Source organism: Janthinobacterium sp., from assembly GCF_031995485.1.
Taxonomy (GTDB): domain Bacteria; phylum Pseudomonadota; class Gammaproteobacteria; order Burkholderiales; family Burkholderiaceae_D; genus Janthinobacterium.
Genome location: NZ_DAMAGB010000010.1, coordinates 59,611 through 75,361 on the forward strand (window position 1 = coordinate 59,611; position 15,751 = coordinate 75,361).

The following is a 15,751-nucleotide window of genomic DNA, read 5'->3' on the forward strand; positions in this document are numbered from 1 at the left end:
TGGCTATGTCACCATCAGGTGTGGAAAGCTTCCCATGGTGGCCTTGAGCAAGCCTTGTGGCGAGATGATTCTCCTGGCGTCGAGGATCCAGCGCCATCCCAGGTAATTGAGCAGATAGCGTGTTGCTACACCATGAAACGCGCTCAGCCATCCGCGCAGGCGGCTGTGATAGGCATGCACATTCTGGACGTGGACGGTGCCGCGCACGCGGATGCCCGCGCGCAAGTTCACCGCCGCATGCGCCATACCGAACTCGCGGGCGAACACGGCATGGGCAGGATGGCCATCGCTGACCAGCAAAATGTCGCGATCGATGATGCCCGGCAGGCAGGCATGCAGTTTCGCCTTGCTGAGCTGGCCACGGCCGGCAACAAAATCGACGGTTTGCCCGGTACGGTCGCGCGCTGCCAGGATGCAGGATGGCGGCATCTTGCGCCGTACCGTCCTGCAACAGGGCGATGCCGTCCCGGCGCTGGCGCTGCGACCACTGCGAGAATTGCGCGATGAGCGCCCGCCACCGGACTGGATGCATGACCGTCTCCTGACAGAAGATTTCTGATCAGTTAGACCCCAGCAACGTCAGAATGTTTCAACCTTTTTCGCTGACATAGCCAAAAAATTACGGCAACAGGTTGGGGAAGCGCCCCTGCCATGCGTCTGCATGAGAAGGATTCTTATTTACACTCTCTGGAGATCGCATGTCCCGTTTTCGCTGCAACCCCGTTCCGCTCGCCCTGGCTGTCGCCCTCGCCTTTGCGCCCCTTTCTTTCGCTCAGGCCCAGATGGCCGTCGCCAGCGCCGAAGCGCCGGTCGAGATCAGCATCGGTACCCAGCCACTGGCGCAGGCGCTGTATGCGCTGGCGCGCCAGACCCGCTTCGACCTGATGGTGCAGCCAGCGCTGGTGGCCGGCAAGACGGCGCCAGCCGTCAACGGCCGCATGACGCCGCGCGAGGCGCTCGAGCGCGTGCTGGCCGGCAGCGGCCTGGCCGCCGACATCGATGGCACGGCCGTCACGGTGCGGCCCCGGCGCGCCGAACCGGCTGCCGAACAGATGATGGCACCCGTGACGGTCAGCGCGGCGCCCGTCATCAGTCCCACCACCGAAGGCAGCGGCGCCTACACCGCGCGGCTCGTCACCATCGTCAAGGGCGAACAGGCGCTCAAGGATATTCCGCAATCGGTCAGCGTGGTCACGCGCCAGCTGCTCGACGAGCAGAACCTCACCACCGTCTACGATACGCTGGCCAGCACCACCGGCGTAACGATCCAGCAAAGCCCGCAGGGCGGCAAGTACATCTACTCGCGCGGCTTTGACCTGACCACGGTGCAGTACGACGGCGTGCCGCTGAACCGCGGCATGTATGGCCGCGCCAGCAATTTCTCGGCCGGTACCGCCATCTATGACCGCGTCGAAGTGCTGCGCGGCGCCGCCGGCCTGCTGCAGGGCGCCGGCAACCCGGGCGGCGCCGTCAACCTGGTGCGCAAGCGCCCGCTGGCCGACAACACCACCACCGTCACCGCCAAGGCCGGCTCGTGGGATGCCTATGGCCTGCAGCTCGATGCCAGCCGCGTGCTGAACGATGACGGCACGCTGCGCGGGCGCGTGGTGGCCGACTACGAGGACAAGCACTCGTTCATCGACTACGTGGAGCGCCGCAGCCCGACCCTGTTCGCCACGCTCGAATACGATTTCTCGCCGCAGACCCAGGTCAACCTGGCATTGAGTTCGGAACAGGTCAAGGGAACGCCGTTCCTGAACGGCCTGCCGCGCTACAGCAATGCGCAGGACCTGAACCTGCCCCGTTCGACTTTCCTCGGCGCGCGCTGGAACCGCCAGGACAACTCGAACCGCGGCGCCTACCTGGACCTGTCGCACCACTTCAACGACGACTGGACGCTCAAGGTCAGCGCCGCGTACGTGAAGGAAAAGAACGACATGAAGTATGCCGGCTCCGGCCTGGCCATCAATCCGGCCACCAACCGCGGCGCGCTGCGCGCTTCGACCACCGTGGCCGACAACGATATTTCCGGCATCGACGCCAGCGTCACCGGCAAGTTCGCGGCGCTGGGCCGCCAGCATGAAGTGGTGCTTGGCCTGAACCATGCGCGCAGCGTGGCCCATACCGTGTATGGCGTGAGCACCAATTACTACACCTTCGACATCAATAATTTCAACGCCGATTTCCCCGAGCCGACCGGCGCCTTCATCGACGGCAACCTGCGCGAAGCGCGGGTCGGCAAGTCGCGCGAGACGGGCGCGTATGGCGCGCTGCGCATGCAGCTGGCCGATCCGTTGAAGCTGATCGTCGGCGCCCGCCTGGGTTGGTCGCGCACCGTGTGGGACACCGTCACCACCGGCCGCAGCCCGTCGGTGTCGACCACCGACCAGGGCGAACACGCCAAGGTCACGCCGTATGCAGGCCTGGTGTACGCCATCAATCCGCAATGGTCGGCGTACGCGAGTTACGCCGAGATCTTCTCGCCGCAATACGAGCAGAAGGAATCGGGCGAGGCATTGAAGCCGCTGACGGGCGCGAACGTCGAGGTGGGCCTGAAAGGCGAATTGTTCGATGGCCACGTCAATACGGCGCTGGCGCTGTTCCGCGTCGACCAGAAGAACCGCGCGCAGGAAGACTACAACAGCAGCGATACCTGCCGCAGCGACTACTACTGCTATATCGACACGGGCAAGGTGCGCAGCGAAGGCGTCGACCTGGAAGCGAGCGGCAAGCTGGCGGCCGGCTGGAATCTGTTTTCCGGCTACACCTTCAACCGCACCAAATATGTGGCAGACGTCAACAGCGGCGGCCTGTCCTTCAACACCTACACGCCGAAGCACATGCTGCGCGTCTGGAGCACGTACCAGCTGCCGGGCGCGCTGCGCGACGTTACCCTGGGCGGCGGCGTGAACAGCCAGAGTTCGAGCTACCGCACGGTCGGTGCGCTGACGGCGAATGTCAGCGGACGGGCGGTGTGGAACACCATGCTCAAGTACCAGATCAACCCGCGCTGGTCGGCCACGCTGAACGTCAACAATGTGTTCGACAAGCGCTACTACAGCACCCTGTCGAGCTTTGTGAACGCCAATTACTATGGCGATCCCCGCAATGTGGTGCTGACACTGCGCGGCACGCTCTGACGCCGGTCCGTGGCGGTGTGCGTGCACGGCAATGAACCTTGCCGCAGCCAGCCTGTCTATCAGCGACCCGCCGCCGGTTTTGCGGCGCAAGCGGGCCAGCACGAGCCTGTCATGACGGCAGGCTCGTCGTCAACTGATGCAGCACTGACAGGGAGAGTCGCATGTGCACGCCATTTCATGGAGAAGAATTCACATTTGTCCAGCCCGACGGCAGCTACCTTGCCGTGCGCGGCTGGGGCAACCAGTATCACGCCGCGTTCGAGGCGCTGAACGGCTATACGGTGGTGGAAAATCCGGCCACCGGCTTTTACATGTATGCGAAACTGAGCGAGGACGGCGAGCAGTTGCTGTCGAGCGGCGCACGGCCGCGCGAGGTCGCCGCCGGGGCGCTGGGCCTGGCGCCAGGACTGCGCATCGCGCCGCAGGCGGCCCGCGCCAGGGTACGCGACGGCGCCATCCTGCGGCCGGGCGGCTCGCGCTGGGAACAGCGGCGCAAGCAGTACAAGGCCGACCTGCGCGCCCACCTGCTGGCGCCCGATATCATGCCGGCGCCGCCCAAACGCGAAACCGTCGGCGACTTTGTCGGCCTGTGCCTGCTGATCGACTTTCCCGATGTGCGCGCCACGATTTCACAGGAAGAGGTAGCGCGGTTCTGCAACCAGCCCGGCTACAACGGCTTTGGCAACCATGGCTCGGTGCACGATTATTTTCTCGACGTCTCGGGCGGGCGCATGCACTATACCAACCTGGTCACGCCCTGGTACACGGCGCGCCAGCCGCGCAGCTATTACACCAATGAGCGCGTGCCCCAGCCGCAGCGGGCGCGCGAACTGATCAGGGAGGCGCTGGCCCACTTCAAGCGCAACGGCTTCGATTTTTCCAGCCTGACGACGGACGGGCAGGAATACGTGTATGCCACCAATGTGTTCTATGCGGGCAAGCGCGTGAACAACTGGGCCAAGGGGCTGTGGCCACATGCATTCCATCTGCTGACGCCATACCAGCTGGGTCCGGGCATGCACAGCTTTGACTATCAGATCACCGACATGGGCCAGGAACTGGCGCTGGGCACCTTCTGCCATGAGAACGGCCACATGATCTGCGACTTTCCCGACCTGTACGACTATGGCGCCGAATCGTCGGGCATCGGCGACTTCTGCCTGATGTGCTCGGGCTCGAATGCCGACAAGAAAAACCCCACGCAGGTCAACGCCTACCTGAAATACCGCGCCGGCTGGGCCGCTTCCACCGCCAGCATCCAGCCGGGCCGCGCGACGGCCGAGGCCAATGCCAACCAGTTCCATCTCCACCGCAACAGCGCCAACCAGGCCGAGTACTTCATTATCGAAAACCGCCTGGCCAGCGGCCGCGACCAGTCCCTGCCTTCGCAGGGACTGGCGATCTGGCATATCGATGAACGGGGCGACAACAAGTTCGAGCAGATGACGCAAGCGCAGCATTATGAATGCGCGCTGATGCAGGCCGACGGACAGTGCGACCTGGAACGCGATTCATCGAATCGCGGCGACGCGGGCGACCTGTTCCCCGCCAACGGCAATACCCGCTTCGGCCCCGGCACGGCGCCCGCCAGCCGCTGGTGGAATGGCGCGCCGTCCGGGCTGCAGCTCGATCAGATCAGCGAAGCCGGCCTGTCGATGTCGTTCAAGGTGTTGCAGGCTTGAGCGCCTGACGTTCTCACTTTGTGGCGGGCGCCTCATAGTGGAGCTTGAGCGCCAGCCCGTTGTGATCGTCGGCCAGGTAGATATCGCCGTCCTGGCCCTGCTTCACATCGACCGGCGCGCCCCTGCCCTGCTTGCCCTTGCGCTCCCAGCCCTTGATCAGCTCGACCGATTTGCCCAGCGGCGCGCCGGCTGCGTCGGGCAGCAGCGCCACCAGCCGGTGGCCGTTGGCGCGGTAGCCATGGTAGCCGATGATCAGGCTGTTTTTATACATGGCCGGGAAGCGGCTGGCCGTATAAAAGGTCATGCCCAGCGGTGCGGCGTGGCCCGGCAACAGGCGCTGTGGCGCGACATATTTTGCGGCGCAACCGGTCTTCGGATACTCGGGACTGGCGACGTTGCTGTCGTAGCAGTAGGGCCAGCCGTAGTGCTGGCCGGCCTTGATCAGGTTGAGTTCTTCGTGCGGCAGGTCTTCGTCGCTTTTCAGGCCTGGAATGGCGGCCTGGATCGCGTCGCGCGCGTTTTCGGCTTGCCACAGGGCGCCCGTGGCGGGATGAAACGCCAGCGCCATCGAGTTGCGCAGGCCGTGCGCATGCGTGCTCCAGCTGGCGACCGTGCCGGCCGGCCAGCTCATCTTGTATTCGCGGATCGCGCCCAGTGCTTCCTTGCCTTCGGCGCTGGCACACGGTTTGCCGGCGTCGGGCGCCTTGTTGTCCTTGCCTTCACAGTGGTCGGTACTGGAACCCACGTTGACATACAGGTTGCCCTCGGCACTGAAGCGCATATTGGTCAGCAGATGCAGGCCCAGGCCCGGCAGGCGCGGCGTCGCGGCGGTGCCGCCGATGACGTCGGTGATGGTGGCCGGGTCGCGCAGGTCGAAGCGGAAGATGCGCCCCACCACGCCCACGTACACCATGCCGTCCGGTCCCTGCACGATGCCGTTCGGGCGATCGAGCTTGTCGAGCAGCAGCTTGCGATCAAAGCCGGCGCCGCCGGCCTTGCGCGACAAACGCCACAGCTTGCCCTGGTTGGCCGTCCAGCCGGCCATGTCGGTGACCAGCACGTCGCCATTGGTCAGCGGCAGCACGCCGCGCGGAAATTTCATGCCGTCGGCCAGCACGGCCACGCAGAAGCCGGCCGGGGTGGTGACGTCCAGGCGCGGCATGCCGTCGCACAGGTCGGCCGCCATGGCAGGGGCGATGCTGGCTGCTGCAAGCAGGCCTGCAAGTAGGGTTTTATGCATGTTCATTGTCCGTCAAAGGTAGGCGCGGCATCACCGCGCGGGCGTTGGCGCCGGTTTGCGCCGCCACGTGTGCCGGATCGATGCCGCGCAGCTCGGCCAGCACGGCGCCGATGCAGGGCAGCTGCTCCGGGCTGTTGCGGCCCGGATGGATCCAGCTGGGAGAAATATCGGGTGCGTCGGTTTCCAGCACGATGGCGGTCAACGGCAGCTCGGCCGCCATGCGGCGTATCTGCAGCGCGCGGGTGAACGTCATGGCGCCGCCGAAGCCCAGCTTGAAGCCCAGGTCAATATAGCCTTGCGCCTGCTGGAAGCTGCCGTTGAACGCATGGGCGATGCCGCCGTTCGGGCGTATCTGGCGCGCGTGCTTGAGCACGATATCCTGCGAGCGGCGCACATGGGCCAGCACGGGCAAGTCGAAATCGCGCGCGATTTTGAGCTGCTCGCGCAGGAAGTGCTCCTGTTTGGCGCGCATGGCCGGTTGCGCCAGCATCGGGATAAAAAAGTCCAGGCCGATCTCGCCGATGGCGACAAAGCGCGGATCGGTCATGGCTGCCGCCACGGCCTCGCGCAGGGCCAGCAGGTCGTCATCGGTAGCGTGCGGCACGTAGATCGGATGGATGCCCAGCGCGTAGCAGGCGTTCGGCGCGCCGTGCGCCAGGTCGCGCACGATGGAAAAGTTCGCCCGTTCGATGGCGGGTATCACGATCATGCCCACGCCCTGCTCTCGGGCGCGCGCGGCAACGTCCAGCGATTCCGCGCCGAATTCGTGCGCGTCCAGATGGCAGTGCGTATCGATCCACAGCATGGCGAAGTTCCTCCTGGTCCTCTTAATACTGGTAAGGCTGCAGCCCTTCGTCGGTCAGGCGCAGCACGCGGTCGCAGCGCTTGGCCAGTTCGATATCGTGCGTGACGATCACGAACGCCGTACCCAGGGTGCGCGACAGTTCCAGCATCAGGTCGAAAATCTGTTCGGCCGTCGCGTGATCGAGGTTGCCGGTCGGCTCGTCCGCCAGCACGCAGGCCGGCTGCGTGACCAACGCGCGTGCCAGGGCCACGCGCTGGCGCTCGCCGCCCGACAGTTCGCCCGGGGTGTGCGTGACGCGCCTGGCCAGGTTGACGCGCGCCAGGATCTGCTGCGCCAGGTCGGTGGCCGGCGCGCGTTTCATGCGCCGTATCATCAGGGGCATGGCGACGTTGTCCAGCGCCGAGAATTCGGGCAGCAGGTGGTGGAACTGATAGACAAAGCCCAGCGAGGCGTTGCGCAGGTCGCCGCGCGCCTTTTCGCTCAAATTGGCAAAGTCCTTGCCGAGCAAAGTGACGCTGCCGCTGGTGGGCGTATCGAGCCCGCCCAGCAGATGCAGCAGGGTCGACTTGCCGGAGCCGGAAGCGCCGACGATGGCCACGCGTTCGCCGCGATGGACGTCGATATCGATGCCGGCCAGTACCTGCACCTTGTAGCTGCCTTGCGTAAAGGTCTTGCCCAGGCCGCGGCAGGACAGGACGGCGGCAGCGGTACCGGTGGCGCTGGTGGAAACGGTGTTTTTATTCAGATCGGTCATGGTAGTCATCAATGGTTTATTCATAGCGCAGGGCTTCGGCCGGCTTGACGCGCGCGGCCCACCAGCTCGGGTACAGGGTCGCCAGGAAGGCAAGGATCACGGCCAGCACACCGATCTTGGTGACATCGGGCCAGCGCAGGTCGGACGGCACGGTGCTGATGAAATAGATGTCCTTGGAGAGGAACTGCACGCCCAGCAGGTGTTCGATAAACGGCACGATCACGTCGATATTCATCGCCACCAGCACGCCGCCGGCCACGCCCAGGATAGTGCCGAGGATGCCGACCAGCGCGCCCTGGATCATGAAGATCTTCATGATCGAGCCGGGCGAAGCGCCCAGCGTGCGCAAAATGGCGATATCGGCCTGCTTGTCGGTCACCGTCATCACCAGCGTCGACACCAGGTTGAAGGCGGCCACCGCGATGATCAGGGTCAGGATAATGAACATCATGCGCTTTTCCGTTTGCACGGCGGCAAACCAGTTGGCGTTCAGCTGCGACCAGTCGCGCAGGCGCAGGTCGCCCGGCATCGATTTTTTCAGTTCCAGCGCCACCTGCGGCGCGCGGTTCATGTCCGCCAGGCGCAAACGCAGGCCGGACGGCCCTTCCAGGCGCAGCAGCCGCTGGCCGTCCTCGATATTGATAAAGGCGAGACCGGCGTCGAATTCGTTGTGGCCCGCCTGGAAGATGCCGCTGACGGTAAAGCTGCGCATGCGCGGCAGCACGCCAGCCGGCGTGACTTGGCCCTGGGCCAGCATCAGCGTGACTTTTTCGCCGAGGTTCACGCGCAGCGCGCGCGCCAGCTCGATGCCCAGCACGATATTGAAGGTGCCTGGCTGCAGCGCCTTGAAGCTGCCCATGCGCGTCTGGCCGGCCACGTCCGACACGTTCGGCTCTTCCTCGGGCAGCACGCCGCGCACGATGGCCGGGCGCAGCGCATCGTCGCGCAGCAGCATGCCCTGTGTTTCAACAAAAGGCGCGGCGCCCCTGACGGCCGGGTTCTTGAACGCTTCGGCCTTTTCGGCGCGCCAGTCGGGCATGCTGCCGCTGTTGTCGAACACTTCGACATGCGCCAGCACCGACAGCATGCGGTCGGTGACCTCTTTCTGGAAGCCGTTCATCACCGACAGCACCACGATCAGCGCCGCCACGCCGAGGCCGATGCCGGCCATGGAGATGAGCGAGATAAACGAGATAAAACTGTTGCGGCCACTGCGCTTGCCGGCCCGCGTGTAGCGCAGGCCCACCAGCCATTCGAAGGGAAGATTTTTTAACATGCTTTTGATGTGATTGATTCTTGTGTAAGCGACATGCCAGCGTGCTGACCCAACGGCGAAGTGCCGGGGTCGGACCCGGAGGGTCCCACCCCGATTTTTGCTGCAGGGCTGACTTTCTTATTCATACCGCAGCGCTTCGGCCGGCTTGACGCGCGCCGCGCGCCAGCTCGGATAGACGGTCGCCACCAGCGCCAGGCCGAACGCGATCAGGCCGATCTGCGCCACGTCCGCCCAGTGCAGGTCCGAGGGCACGGCGCTGATCTGGTAGATCTCTTTCGAGATGAAGTGCAGGCCGAAGATGCCTTCGATGAACGGCACGATCACGCCCACGTTCAGCGCCAGCAGCACGCCGCCGGCCACGCCCAGCGCACTGCCCAGCAGACCCACCAGCGCACCCTGGATCATGAAGATCTTCATGATGGAGAACGGCGAAGCGCCCAGCGTGCGCAGAATCGCGATGTCGGCCTGCTTGTCGGTGACCGACATCACCAGCGTCGACACCAGGTTGAAGGCCGCCACCGCGATGATCATGCTGAGGATAATGAACATCATGTTCTTCTGGCTTTGCACCAGCGCATACCAGCTGGCGCTGGCGCGCGACCAGTCGCGCATCCACAGCTCGCCCGGCATCGATGCCTTCAGTTCGCGCGCCACCTGCGGCGCCTGGTTCATGTCGTGCAGGCGCAAGCGCAGGCCCGACGGACCGTCGAGCATCAGCAGCTGCTCGGCGTCCTGCATGTTGACGAACGCCAGGCTGGCGTCGAGTTCATTGTGGCCGGCTTCAAATATGCCCGACACTTTCAGCGCGCGCATGCGCGGCATCACCATGGTCTGCAGCGAGTCGCCGGCGCGCGGTTCGCGTTCCAGCATCAAAGTCACGTTCTGGCCGACTTCGACGCCGAGCGCCCTGGCCAGGTCGATGCCCAGCACGATATTGTAGGAGTTCGGCGTGAGGGACGTGAACTGGCCCTGCTTCATCTGCCCCGCCACGCTCGATACGTTCGCTTCCTGCTGCGGCAGCACGCCGCGCACCACCGACGGGCGCATGGTTTCGTCGTTGAGCAGCATGCCCTGGGTTTCGACAAACGGCGCCACTGCTTTCACCTGCGGGTTGCTGTAGGCAGCTTTTTCCTGCTCCTGCCAGTTCGGCATGGCGCCGCGCGTATCGAATACTTCCACATGGGCCAGCACCGACATCAGGCGGTCGGTGACCTCCTTCTGGAAGCCGTTCATGACCGACAGCACCACGATCAGCGCCGCCACGCCCAGCGCGATGCCGGCCACCGAAATCATGGAGATAAAGGAAATGAAACTGTTGCGGCCGCTGCGCTTGCCGGCGCGCGTATAGCGCACGCCGACCTGCCACTCGTAAGGTAATTGTTTGATGATACTCATGTGATACGTATGCGCTCCCGCGACAACGATGATAGGCGAGCGCGCAGTGTGCCACATAATCATCATTTCATGCGTGAAACACGGCACGCTGGCGCCACATGGAAGACGGAAAACGGCGCGCAAACGGATAAAAAACGGTCAACCGCCAGCGGACGCCGCTTTTTCCACTTGCAGCCGCGCCTTTTCGCACGCCCTGGCGGAGCGGAAGAAATGGTCCCAGGCGTCAATGCCGGCCGCGTTCTGGTCGGCAAACTGCGTCTGCACCGAACCCAGATAGTCCTTCTGGTCGTACAGCCGCTTGAGCCGCTTGAATTTGCCGGGCAGCGCGCCGGCCTTGCCGCACGCCTGCGGAAAATGCTCTCCGCCGTCGTCGTACAGCGTGAACACCGTGTGGGATGGCGCGGGCGCGACAGGGTCCGCCGCACTGGCCGCGGACCATTGCGCCAGCAATAACAGACCGGCCAGCATTACATGCGATTTCATTGCAGCGACTCCTTCTTCATGGATGCAGTTTATGATGCGCAAGACATCTTACTGCGCCAGGCCGAACACCTGCAACAGCCGCCCTGCCAGCGCGTACTGGCGCATCTGTGCCAGCAGCAGGCGGTGCAACTGATCGATGCGGCGCTGCTGGATCGTGAAATAGCTGTCGCGCGTCTGGATGATCTGCTGCAGGTTGCGCCGTCCCGCCTCATACTGGATCGCCCCGCCGCGCACCACGAACCCCATCTTCTTCTCCTGCTCGTCGAGCAGGGCCAGCGAGCGCTGCGCGTTGGCGATGCGCGCCGGCGTGCTGGCCAGGTCGGCACGCGTGCCCTGCTCGGCGCGCGCGACCTCTGCCTCGGCCGCCGTGGCGCGGCTGACCGATTCGTCGCGCTGCGCCAGGCTGCCGCCACCGAGCGGAAACTCCCAGCTGACACCGACCGACCAGCCGTGCTGCTGGATGGTCGACGGCGGCGGCGTGGTCTTGTTATTGAGCAGATGGCTGACATCGAGATCAATTTTCGGCGCCAGCGTGGCGGCCACGCTGCGCACGCGCAATTGCGCGGCGGCCGCGCGTTCGCGCACCGCGCGCAACTGCTCGTTGCCGGCATCGGCATCGGCCAGCACGCGGGCCGGCAGCGGCGCGAACGCGAACTCGGCAAACTGCGTCACCGGCTCCTGCGCCAGCGCATCGAGCTTGATCTGCGCCGACAGCCGGTCCGTCAGCAGGCTGTCCTGCACCAGTTCGGCGTCCAGCTGCGAGCTTTGCGCCAGCTCGCGGTCGACTTCGGACGACTTGCCCAGTTCCGCCTGGCGCGCCACCTGCCGGACCAGCAGGGTGATTTCCTGCAGCCGTTCCTGCGACTGGCGCAGGCTGCGGTCGAGACGCTGCACGTCGAAATACGCTTCGGCCAGCTTTTCCGCGGCCTCGGACCTGGCCCGCTGCACGTCAAACGCGGCGCCCGCCAAGTCGCGCTCGGCGGCATCCATTTCGGCGCGGTCGGCGCCGCCGTTATACACATTCCAGCGCACGCTGGCCTCGACCTGGTGCGTGCGGCGTTCCACTTCCAGCGCGCCGTCGAGGTCCTTGCTGCGCCCGCGCGTGGCCTGCAGGCCCGCGTTCGGAAACAGCCGTGAGCGCGCCTGCCTGTAGCGCGCCTCGGCGGTGGCCAGCGCCGCCTGCGCGGCGATCACTTGCGGATCGCGCGGCACGGCGCGCGCCAGCAGCAGCGGCAAGCCGCGGCTGGCGGCTGGCCCGACCGGCTCGACCGACAGGGTGGCCGGCGTCTGCGCCCACGCGGGCGCAGCGGCGCACAGCAGCGCCATCAGCATGAATACCGTGCGCATCACCGCTCCTGCAGCGAAGACTGCAAGCCGCGCAGCACCGGCTTGAACACATATTGCAGTACCGAGCGGCGCCCCGTCAGGATGCCGACATCGACCGGCATGCCGGGCGTGACCGGCAGCACCTTGCCGTGCGCCGTCAGCTGGCGCCGGTCGGTGCTCAGCTGCACCTCGAAATACGGCTCGTTGCGCTCGTCGGGGATCGCGTCGGCGCCCACCCGCACCACCTGCGCCTTCATGCGGCCATAGGTGGTGGCGTCATACGCCAGCACATTGGCCGAGGCGCCCTGCCCCACGTGGATAAAGCCGATATCGGCCGGTTTCACGCGCACCGAAATGAGCACTTCCGAGTCGGCCGGCACGATTTCCAGGATCGGCTTGCCGGGCGAGGCAACGCCGCCGACGGTGGCCACCAGCACGCGGTTGACCACGCCATCGACCGGCGCCGTGATGTCGCGCCGGCTGACCTGGTCCTGCTGGCCCTTGACGGTGCTGGCCAGCGCGCCGGCCTTGGTTTCATATTCGCTGCGCTGGGCGCCCCACTGGCCGCGCATGCGCGCTTCCACTTCGCCCGACTGCGCCTGCGCCTCGGCCAGCGTGGCCTGCAGGCGCGGCATGGAAGTGCGCAAGCCATCGAGTTCGGTGCGCTGCTGCTGCACGCGCTGCTGGGCGTTCAGGTAGTCGCCGCGCGAGCCGGCGCCTTCCTTGAACAGGCGCTCTTCGATGGCCAGGCTTTCCAGCGCAATCTTCAGGCCTGTTTCCAGTTGCGCGATGCGGCTTTGCGCTTCGGCCAGTTCGCCGCGCCGGCGCGCCACGCCCTCGCGCGCGGCGGCCGTGGCGGAGGCGAACTCGCGCTGCCCGTCGCGCCACAACTGGCTTTCCTTGGCAATCAGCTCGGGCGCTTCCTGCTGCCAGGCCGGGTCGAACTTCGGCGTGCCGCCCGCCAGCAAGGCGTCCAGGCGCGCGCGCCCGGCCAGCGCGGCCAGGCGGTTCTGCACGCTGGCGCCCAGGCTGGCGTCGTACTGGGCCGTATCGAGGCGCAGCAGCAAATCGCCGCGGTGCACCTGCTGGCCGGGCTTTACCAGCATCTCGCGCACGATGCCGCCTTCCAGGCTTTGCACCTCCTGCAAATGCGTGGGCGGCGTGATGGCGCCGCGGCCATTGACGGACACGTCGAGTTGGGCAAACACGGCCCAGGCCAGGGTCAGGGCGATCAATATGGCGATCAGCAGCACCATGTGCATGATGATGCGGCGCGGTTCGCGCTCGGGATCGGGATGGCCTTGCGGCAGCGGGCGGGCGTTCGGGGCGCTCATGCCGAGGCTCCTTCGATGGCGGTGGCGCTGGCAGGCGGGCTGGCTGCCGCAGGCTTGGCCGCCTGGGCGTTGAGCACCCGCATTACCTCGTCGCGCGGCCCGTCGGCCACGATGCGGCCCCGGTCGAACACGATCAGCCGGTCCACCAGCGCCAGCATGGCCATGCGGTGCGTCACCAGCACGATGGTGGTGTCCTGCAGCGTGCGCAGGCGCGCGATCAGGCGCTGCTCGGTGGCCGGGTCGAACATGCTGCTCGGTTCGTCGAGCAGCAGCATCGGCGGCTTGGCCAGCAAGGCGCGCGCCATCGCCACGGCCTGGCGCTGGCCGCCGGACAGGCGTTCGCCGCGCTCGCCCACTTCGGTCGCCACGCCGTTCGGCAGCTGGGTGATGATGTCGTCCAGGCAGGCCAGGCGGATCGCGTCGAGCAGCGCCGCATCGTCGGGCGCGCTGCGGCCCAGTTCGATATTTTCGCGCAAGGTGCCGTGGAACAGCGTGACGTCCTGCGGCACATAGCCGATCTGGCGGCGCAGCGACAGCGGATCGAGCTGGGTGCTGGACAGATCGTCGAACAGCACGCTGCCGCTTTGCGGGCCATACTGGTTGAGCAGCAGGCGCAGCAAGGTGCTCTTGCCCGAACCGAGCTTGCCGATCACGCCGACGCGCTCGCCGGCGCGGATGGCCAGGTTCAGCTTGTCGAGCAGCGGCGGCGAGTGCGGATACGCAAAGCCCACGTCGCGAAACTCGATGCGGCCCGACAGCGGCGGCGCCTGCAGGCTGGCCGCGTCGTCGTCGGTTGGCGCTTCCATGATCTTGTTGAGTGCCTGGTACGAGAGCTTGGTCTGTTCCCAGCGCATCACCAGGCCGGCGATCTGGCTGACGGGTGCCAGCGCGCGGCCGGTCAGCATGCTCACCGCAATGATCTGGCCCAGCGTCAGCAGGTGTTCGCCCATCAGCAATGCGCCGACCGCCACCACGGCGGTGCCGGACAGCGCCAGCACCGCGGTGTTGATGTAATTGACGCGGCTGACGATCTCGCGCGTCTCGACGCTGTTGGCGGCGATCGCCACCGTCAGGCTTTCCCATTTGCGCCGGCTCCACGCTTCGGCGCCCAGCGCCTTGATGGTGTCGAGCCCGTTCATGGTTTCGAACAGGTGCGCCGTGCGCTGGCCGCTTTCCTGCATCGAGGCGGCCACATGGCGCGACAGCGCGCCGCGCGAGGCAAACGCCACCAGCAGCAGGATCGGAATGGCCGCCAGCGGCACCAGCACCAGCCAGCCGCCGACGAGCGCGATGACCAGCAAAAACAGCAGCAGGAACGGCACGTCGCCGAGCGCGGTCAGGGTGCTCGACGCAAAAAATTCGCGCACCGACTCGAAATCGCGCACGGTGTTGGCCAGCGTGCCGCCCGACGCCGGCCGGCTGGCCGCGCGCAGGCGCAGGCAACGCGCAAAGATGCTGGCCGACAGCGCCACATCCATGCGCCGCGACGCCGTTTCCACCAGCTCGCCGCGCAACAGGCGCAGCGCCAGCTCGAAACCGGTCAGCGCCACCACCGCCACCGTCAGCACCCACAGGCTGGACGTGGCGTTGTTCGGAATCACGCGGTCGTACACGGCCATCGCATAGAACGGCACCAGCGCGCTGATGACATTGAGCACCAGCGTGCCGAGCAGCGCCCAGCGCAGCACCCAGCGGTTGCGGTTGAAGACATCCCAGAACCAGCGCCCCGCTTCCGGCATGCTGTAGAGCAGGCTGCGCTGGTCGAAAAACAGGACCGGCCGCACCGCCACCCAGCGCCCGTCTGGCACTTCCTGCGCCAGCGTGGCGGCATCATGCCAGGCCGTGCCATCGATGCCGGGCACATGGCACTCATGGCGATCGCCCCTGATGGCCAGGATCACCAGCACCTGCCCTGCATCATTGATCAGCAGGGCCGGCATTTCGGTGGCGCGGCGCGCCTGGCCGGCGGCCAGCGCGGTGCCGGCCAGACCCGCATGGGCGAAGGTTTGCGCCAGCTGGTCGGGATCGAGCGGATTGCCGCCCTGCCCCGCCATGCCCGCGCGCAGGCGCTCGGCTTGTACGGTGGTGCCAAAAAAACGTGCCAGGAAAACGATGGCGTCGCTGACGCGGGCCGTGGCGGATGCAGATGCGCCAGCGGCGGGGGAAGAGGGAGTCATGGAGGGAAGCTCAAATCCGATTCTGGGCAGTTGCCGCTGGCAGCAGAACGCTGTCATTCAGGCCGCGCATCGGTTGCGATGGCCTGCAGCAATATTGTGCCATAGTAAGATCAGCCAGTCAGATGGGTGTTGTAAAAAT

General features: G+C 65.9%; 12 protein-coding genes. 2 read left to right on the forward strand and 10 right to left on the reverse strand.

Annotation, left to right across the window (positions count from 1 at the left end):
• Positions 1 to 3: 3 nt before the first annotated feature.
• The gene (locus RTQ46_RS09230; protein ID WP_312436070.1) at positions 4 to 429 is read right to left on the reverse strand and encodes an IS1595 family transposase; all 426 of its coding nucleotides are present in this window, start codon (positions 427 to 429) and stop codon (positions 4 to 6) included.
• A 269-nt stretch (positions 430 to 698) separates the two neighbouring features.
• Between RTQ46_RS09230 and RTQ46_RS09235 the strand changes: the two genes are divergently transcribed.
• On the forward strand, positions 699 to 3,140 hold the full coding sequence (locus RTQ46_RS09235) for a TonB-dependent siderophore receptor (protein ID WP_312436071.1): 2,442 nt from the start codon (positions 699 to 701) through the stop codon (positions 3,138 to 3,140).
• Positions 3,141 to 3,301: 161 nt separating this feature from the next.
• A complete protein-coding gene (locus RTQ46_RS09240) occupies positions 3,302 to 4,822 on the forward strand; it encodes a M6 family metalloprotease domain-containing protein (protein ID WP_312436072.1) in 1,521 nt (506 codons plus the stop codon).
• Between the two features lie 13 nt (positions 4,823 to 4,835).
• Here the strand turns inward: RTQ46_RS09240 and RTQ46_RS09245 are convergent, their stop codons facing one another.
• The 9 genes from RTQ46_RS09245 to RTQ46_RS09285 all read right to left on the reverse strand — a co-directional run bounded on the left by RTQ46_RS09245 (position 4,836) and on the right by RTQ46_RS09285 (position 15,612).
• Positions 4,836 to 6,062 (reverse strand): PQQ-dependent sugar dehydrogenase, encoded by a 1,227-nt coding sequence (locus RTQ46_RS09245; protein ID WP_312436073.1) that lies wholly within the window; start codon positions 6,060 to 6,062, stop codon positions 4,836 to 4,838.
• Positions 6,055 to 6,864, reverse strand: a complete 810-nt coding sequence (locus tag RTQ46_RS09250) for a TatD family hydrolase (protein ID WP_312436107.1) — start codon at positions 6,862 to 6,864, stop codon at positions 6,055 to 6,057. The genes RTQ46_RS09245 and RTQ46_RS09250 overlap by 8 nt, the downstream gene beginning before the upstream one ends.
• A gap of 25 nt (positions 6,865 to 6,889) precedes the next feature.
• Entirely contained in the window at positions 6,890 to 7,621 is a 732-nt protein-coding gene (gene lolD / locus RTQ46_RS09255; protein WP_312436074.1) for a lipoprotein-releasing ABC transporter ATP-binding protein LolD, read from the reverse strand.
• Between the two features lie 16 nt (positions 7,622 to 7,637).
• Positions 7,638 to 8,897, reverse strand: a complete 1,260-nt coding sequence (locus RTQ46_RS09260) for a lipoprotein-releasing ABC transporter permease subunit (protein ID WP_312436075.1) — start codon at positions 8,895 to 8,897, stop codon at positions 7,638 to 7,640.
• 117 nt (positions 8,898 to 9,014) lie between these two features.
• The gene (locus RTQ46_RS09265; protein WP_312436076.1) at positions 9,015 to 10,292 is read right to left on the reverse strand and encodes a lipoprotein-releasing ABC transporter permease subunit; all 1,278 of its coding nucleotides are present in this window, start codon (positions 10,290 to 10,292) and stop codon (positions 9,015 to 9,017) included.
• Between the two features lie 138 nt (positions 10,293 to 10,430).
• Positions 10,431 to 10,775, reverse strand: coding sequence for a hypothetical protein (locus RTQ46_RS09270; protein ID WP_312436077.1), 345 nt, complete (start codon positions 10,773 to 10,775; stop codon positions 10,431 to 10,433).
• 48 nt (positions 10,776 to 10,823) lie between these two features.
• The gene (locus RTQ46_RS09275; protein ID WP_312436078.1) at positions 10,824 to 12,122 is read right to left on the reverse strand and encodes a TolC family protein; all 1,299 of its coding nucleotides are present in this window, start codon (positions 12,120 to 12,122) and stop codon (positions 10,824 to 10,826) included.
• Positions 12,122 to 13,435 carry an HlyD family type I secretion periplasmic adaptor subunit gene (locus tag RTQ46_RS09280; RefSeq protein ID WP_312436079.1) on the reverse strand — a complete coding sequence of 438 codons (1,314 nt, stop codon included), beginning with the start codon at positions 13,433 to 13,435 and terminating at the stop codon, positions 12,122 to 12,124. The genes RTQ46_RS09275 and RTQ46_RS09280 overlap by 1 nt, the downstream gene beginning before the upstream one ends.
• A complete protein-coding gene (locus RTQ46_RS09285; RefSeq protein ID WP_312436080.1) occupies positions 13,432 to 15,612 on the reverse strand; it encodes a type I secretion system permease/ATPase in 2,181 nt (726 codons plus the stop codon). Before RTQ46_RS09285 ends, RTQ46_RS09280 begins: the two co-directional genes overlap by 4 nt.
• Positions 15,613 to 15,751 lie beyond the last annotated feature (139 nt).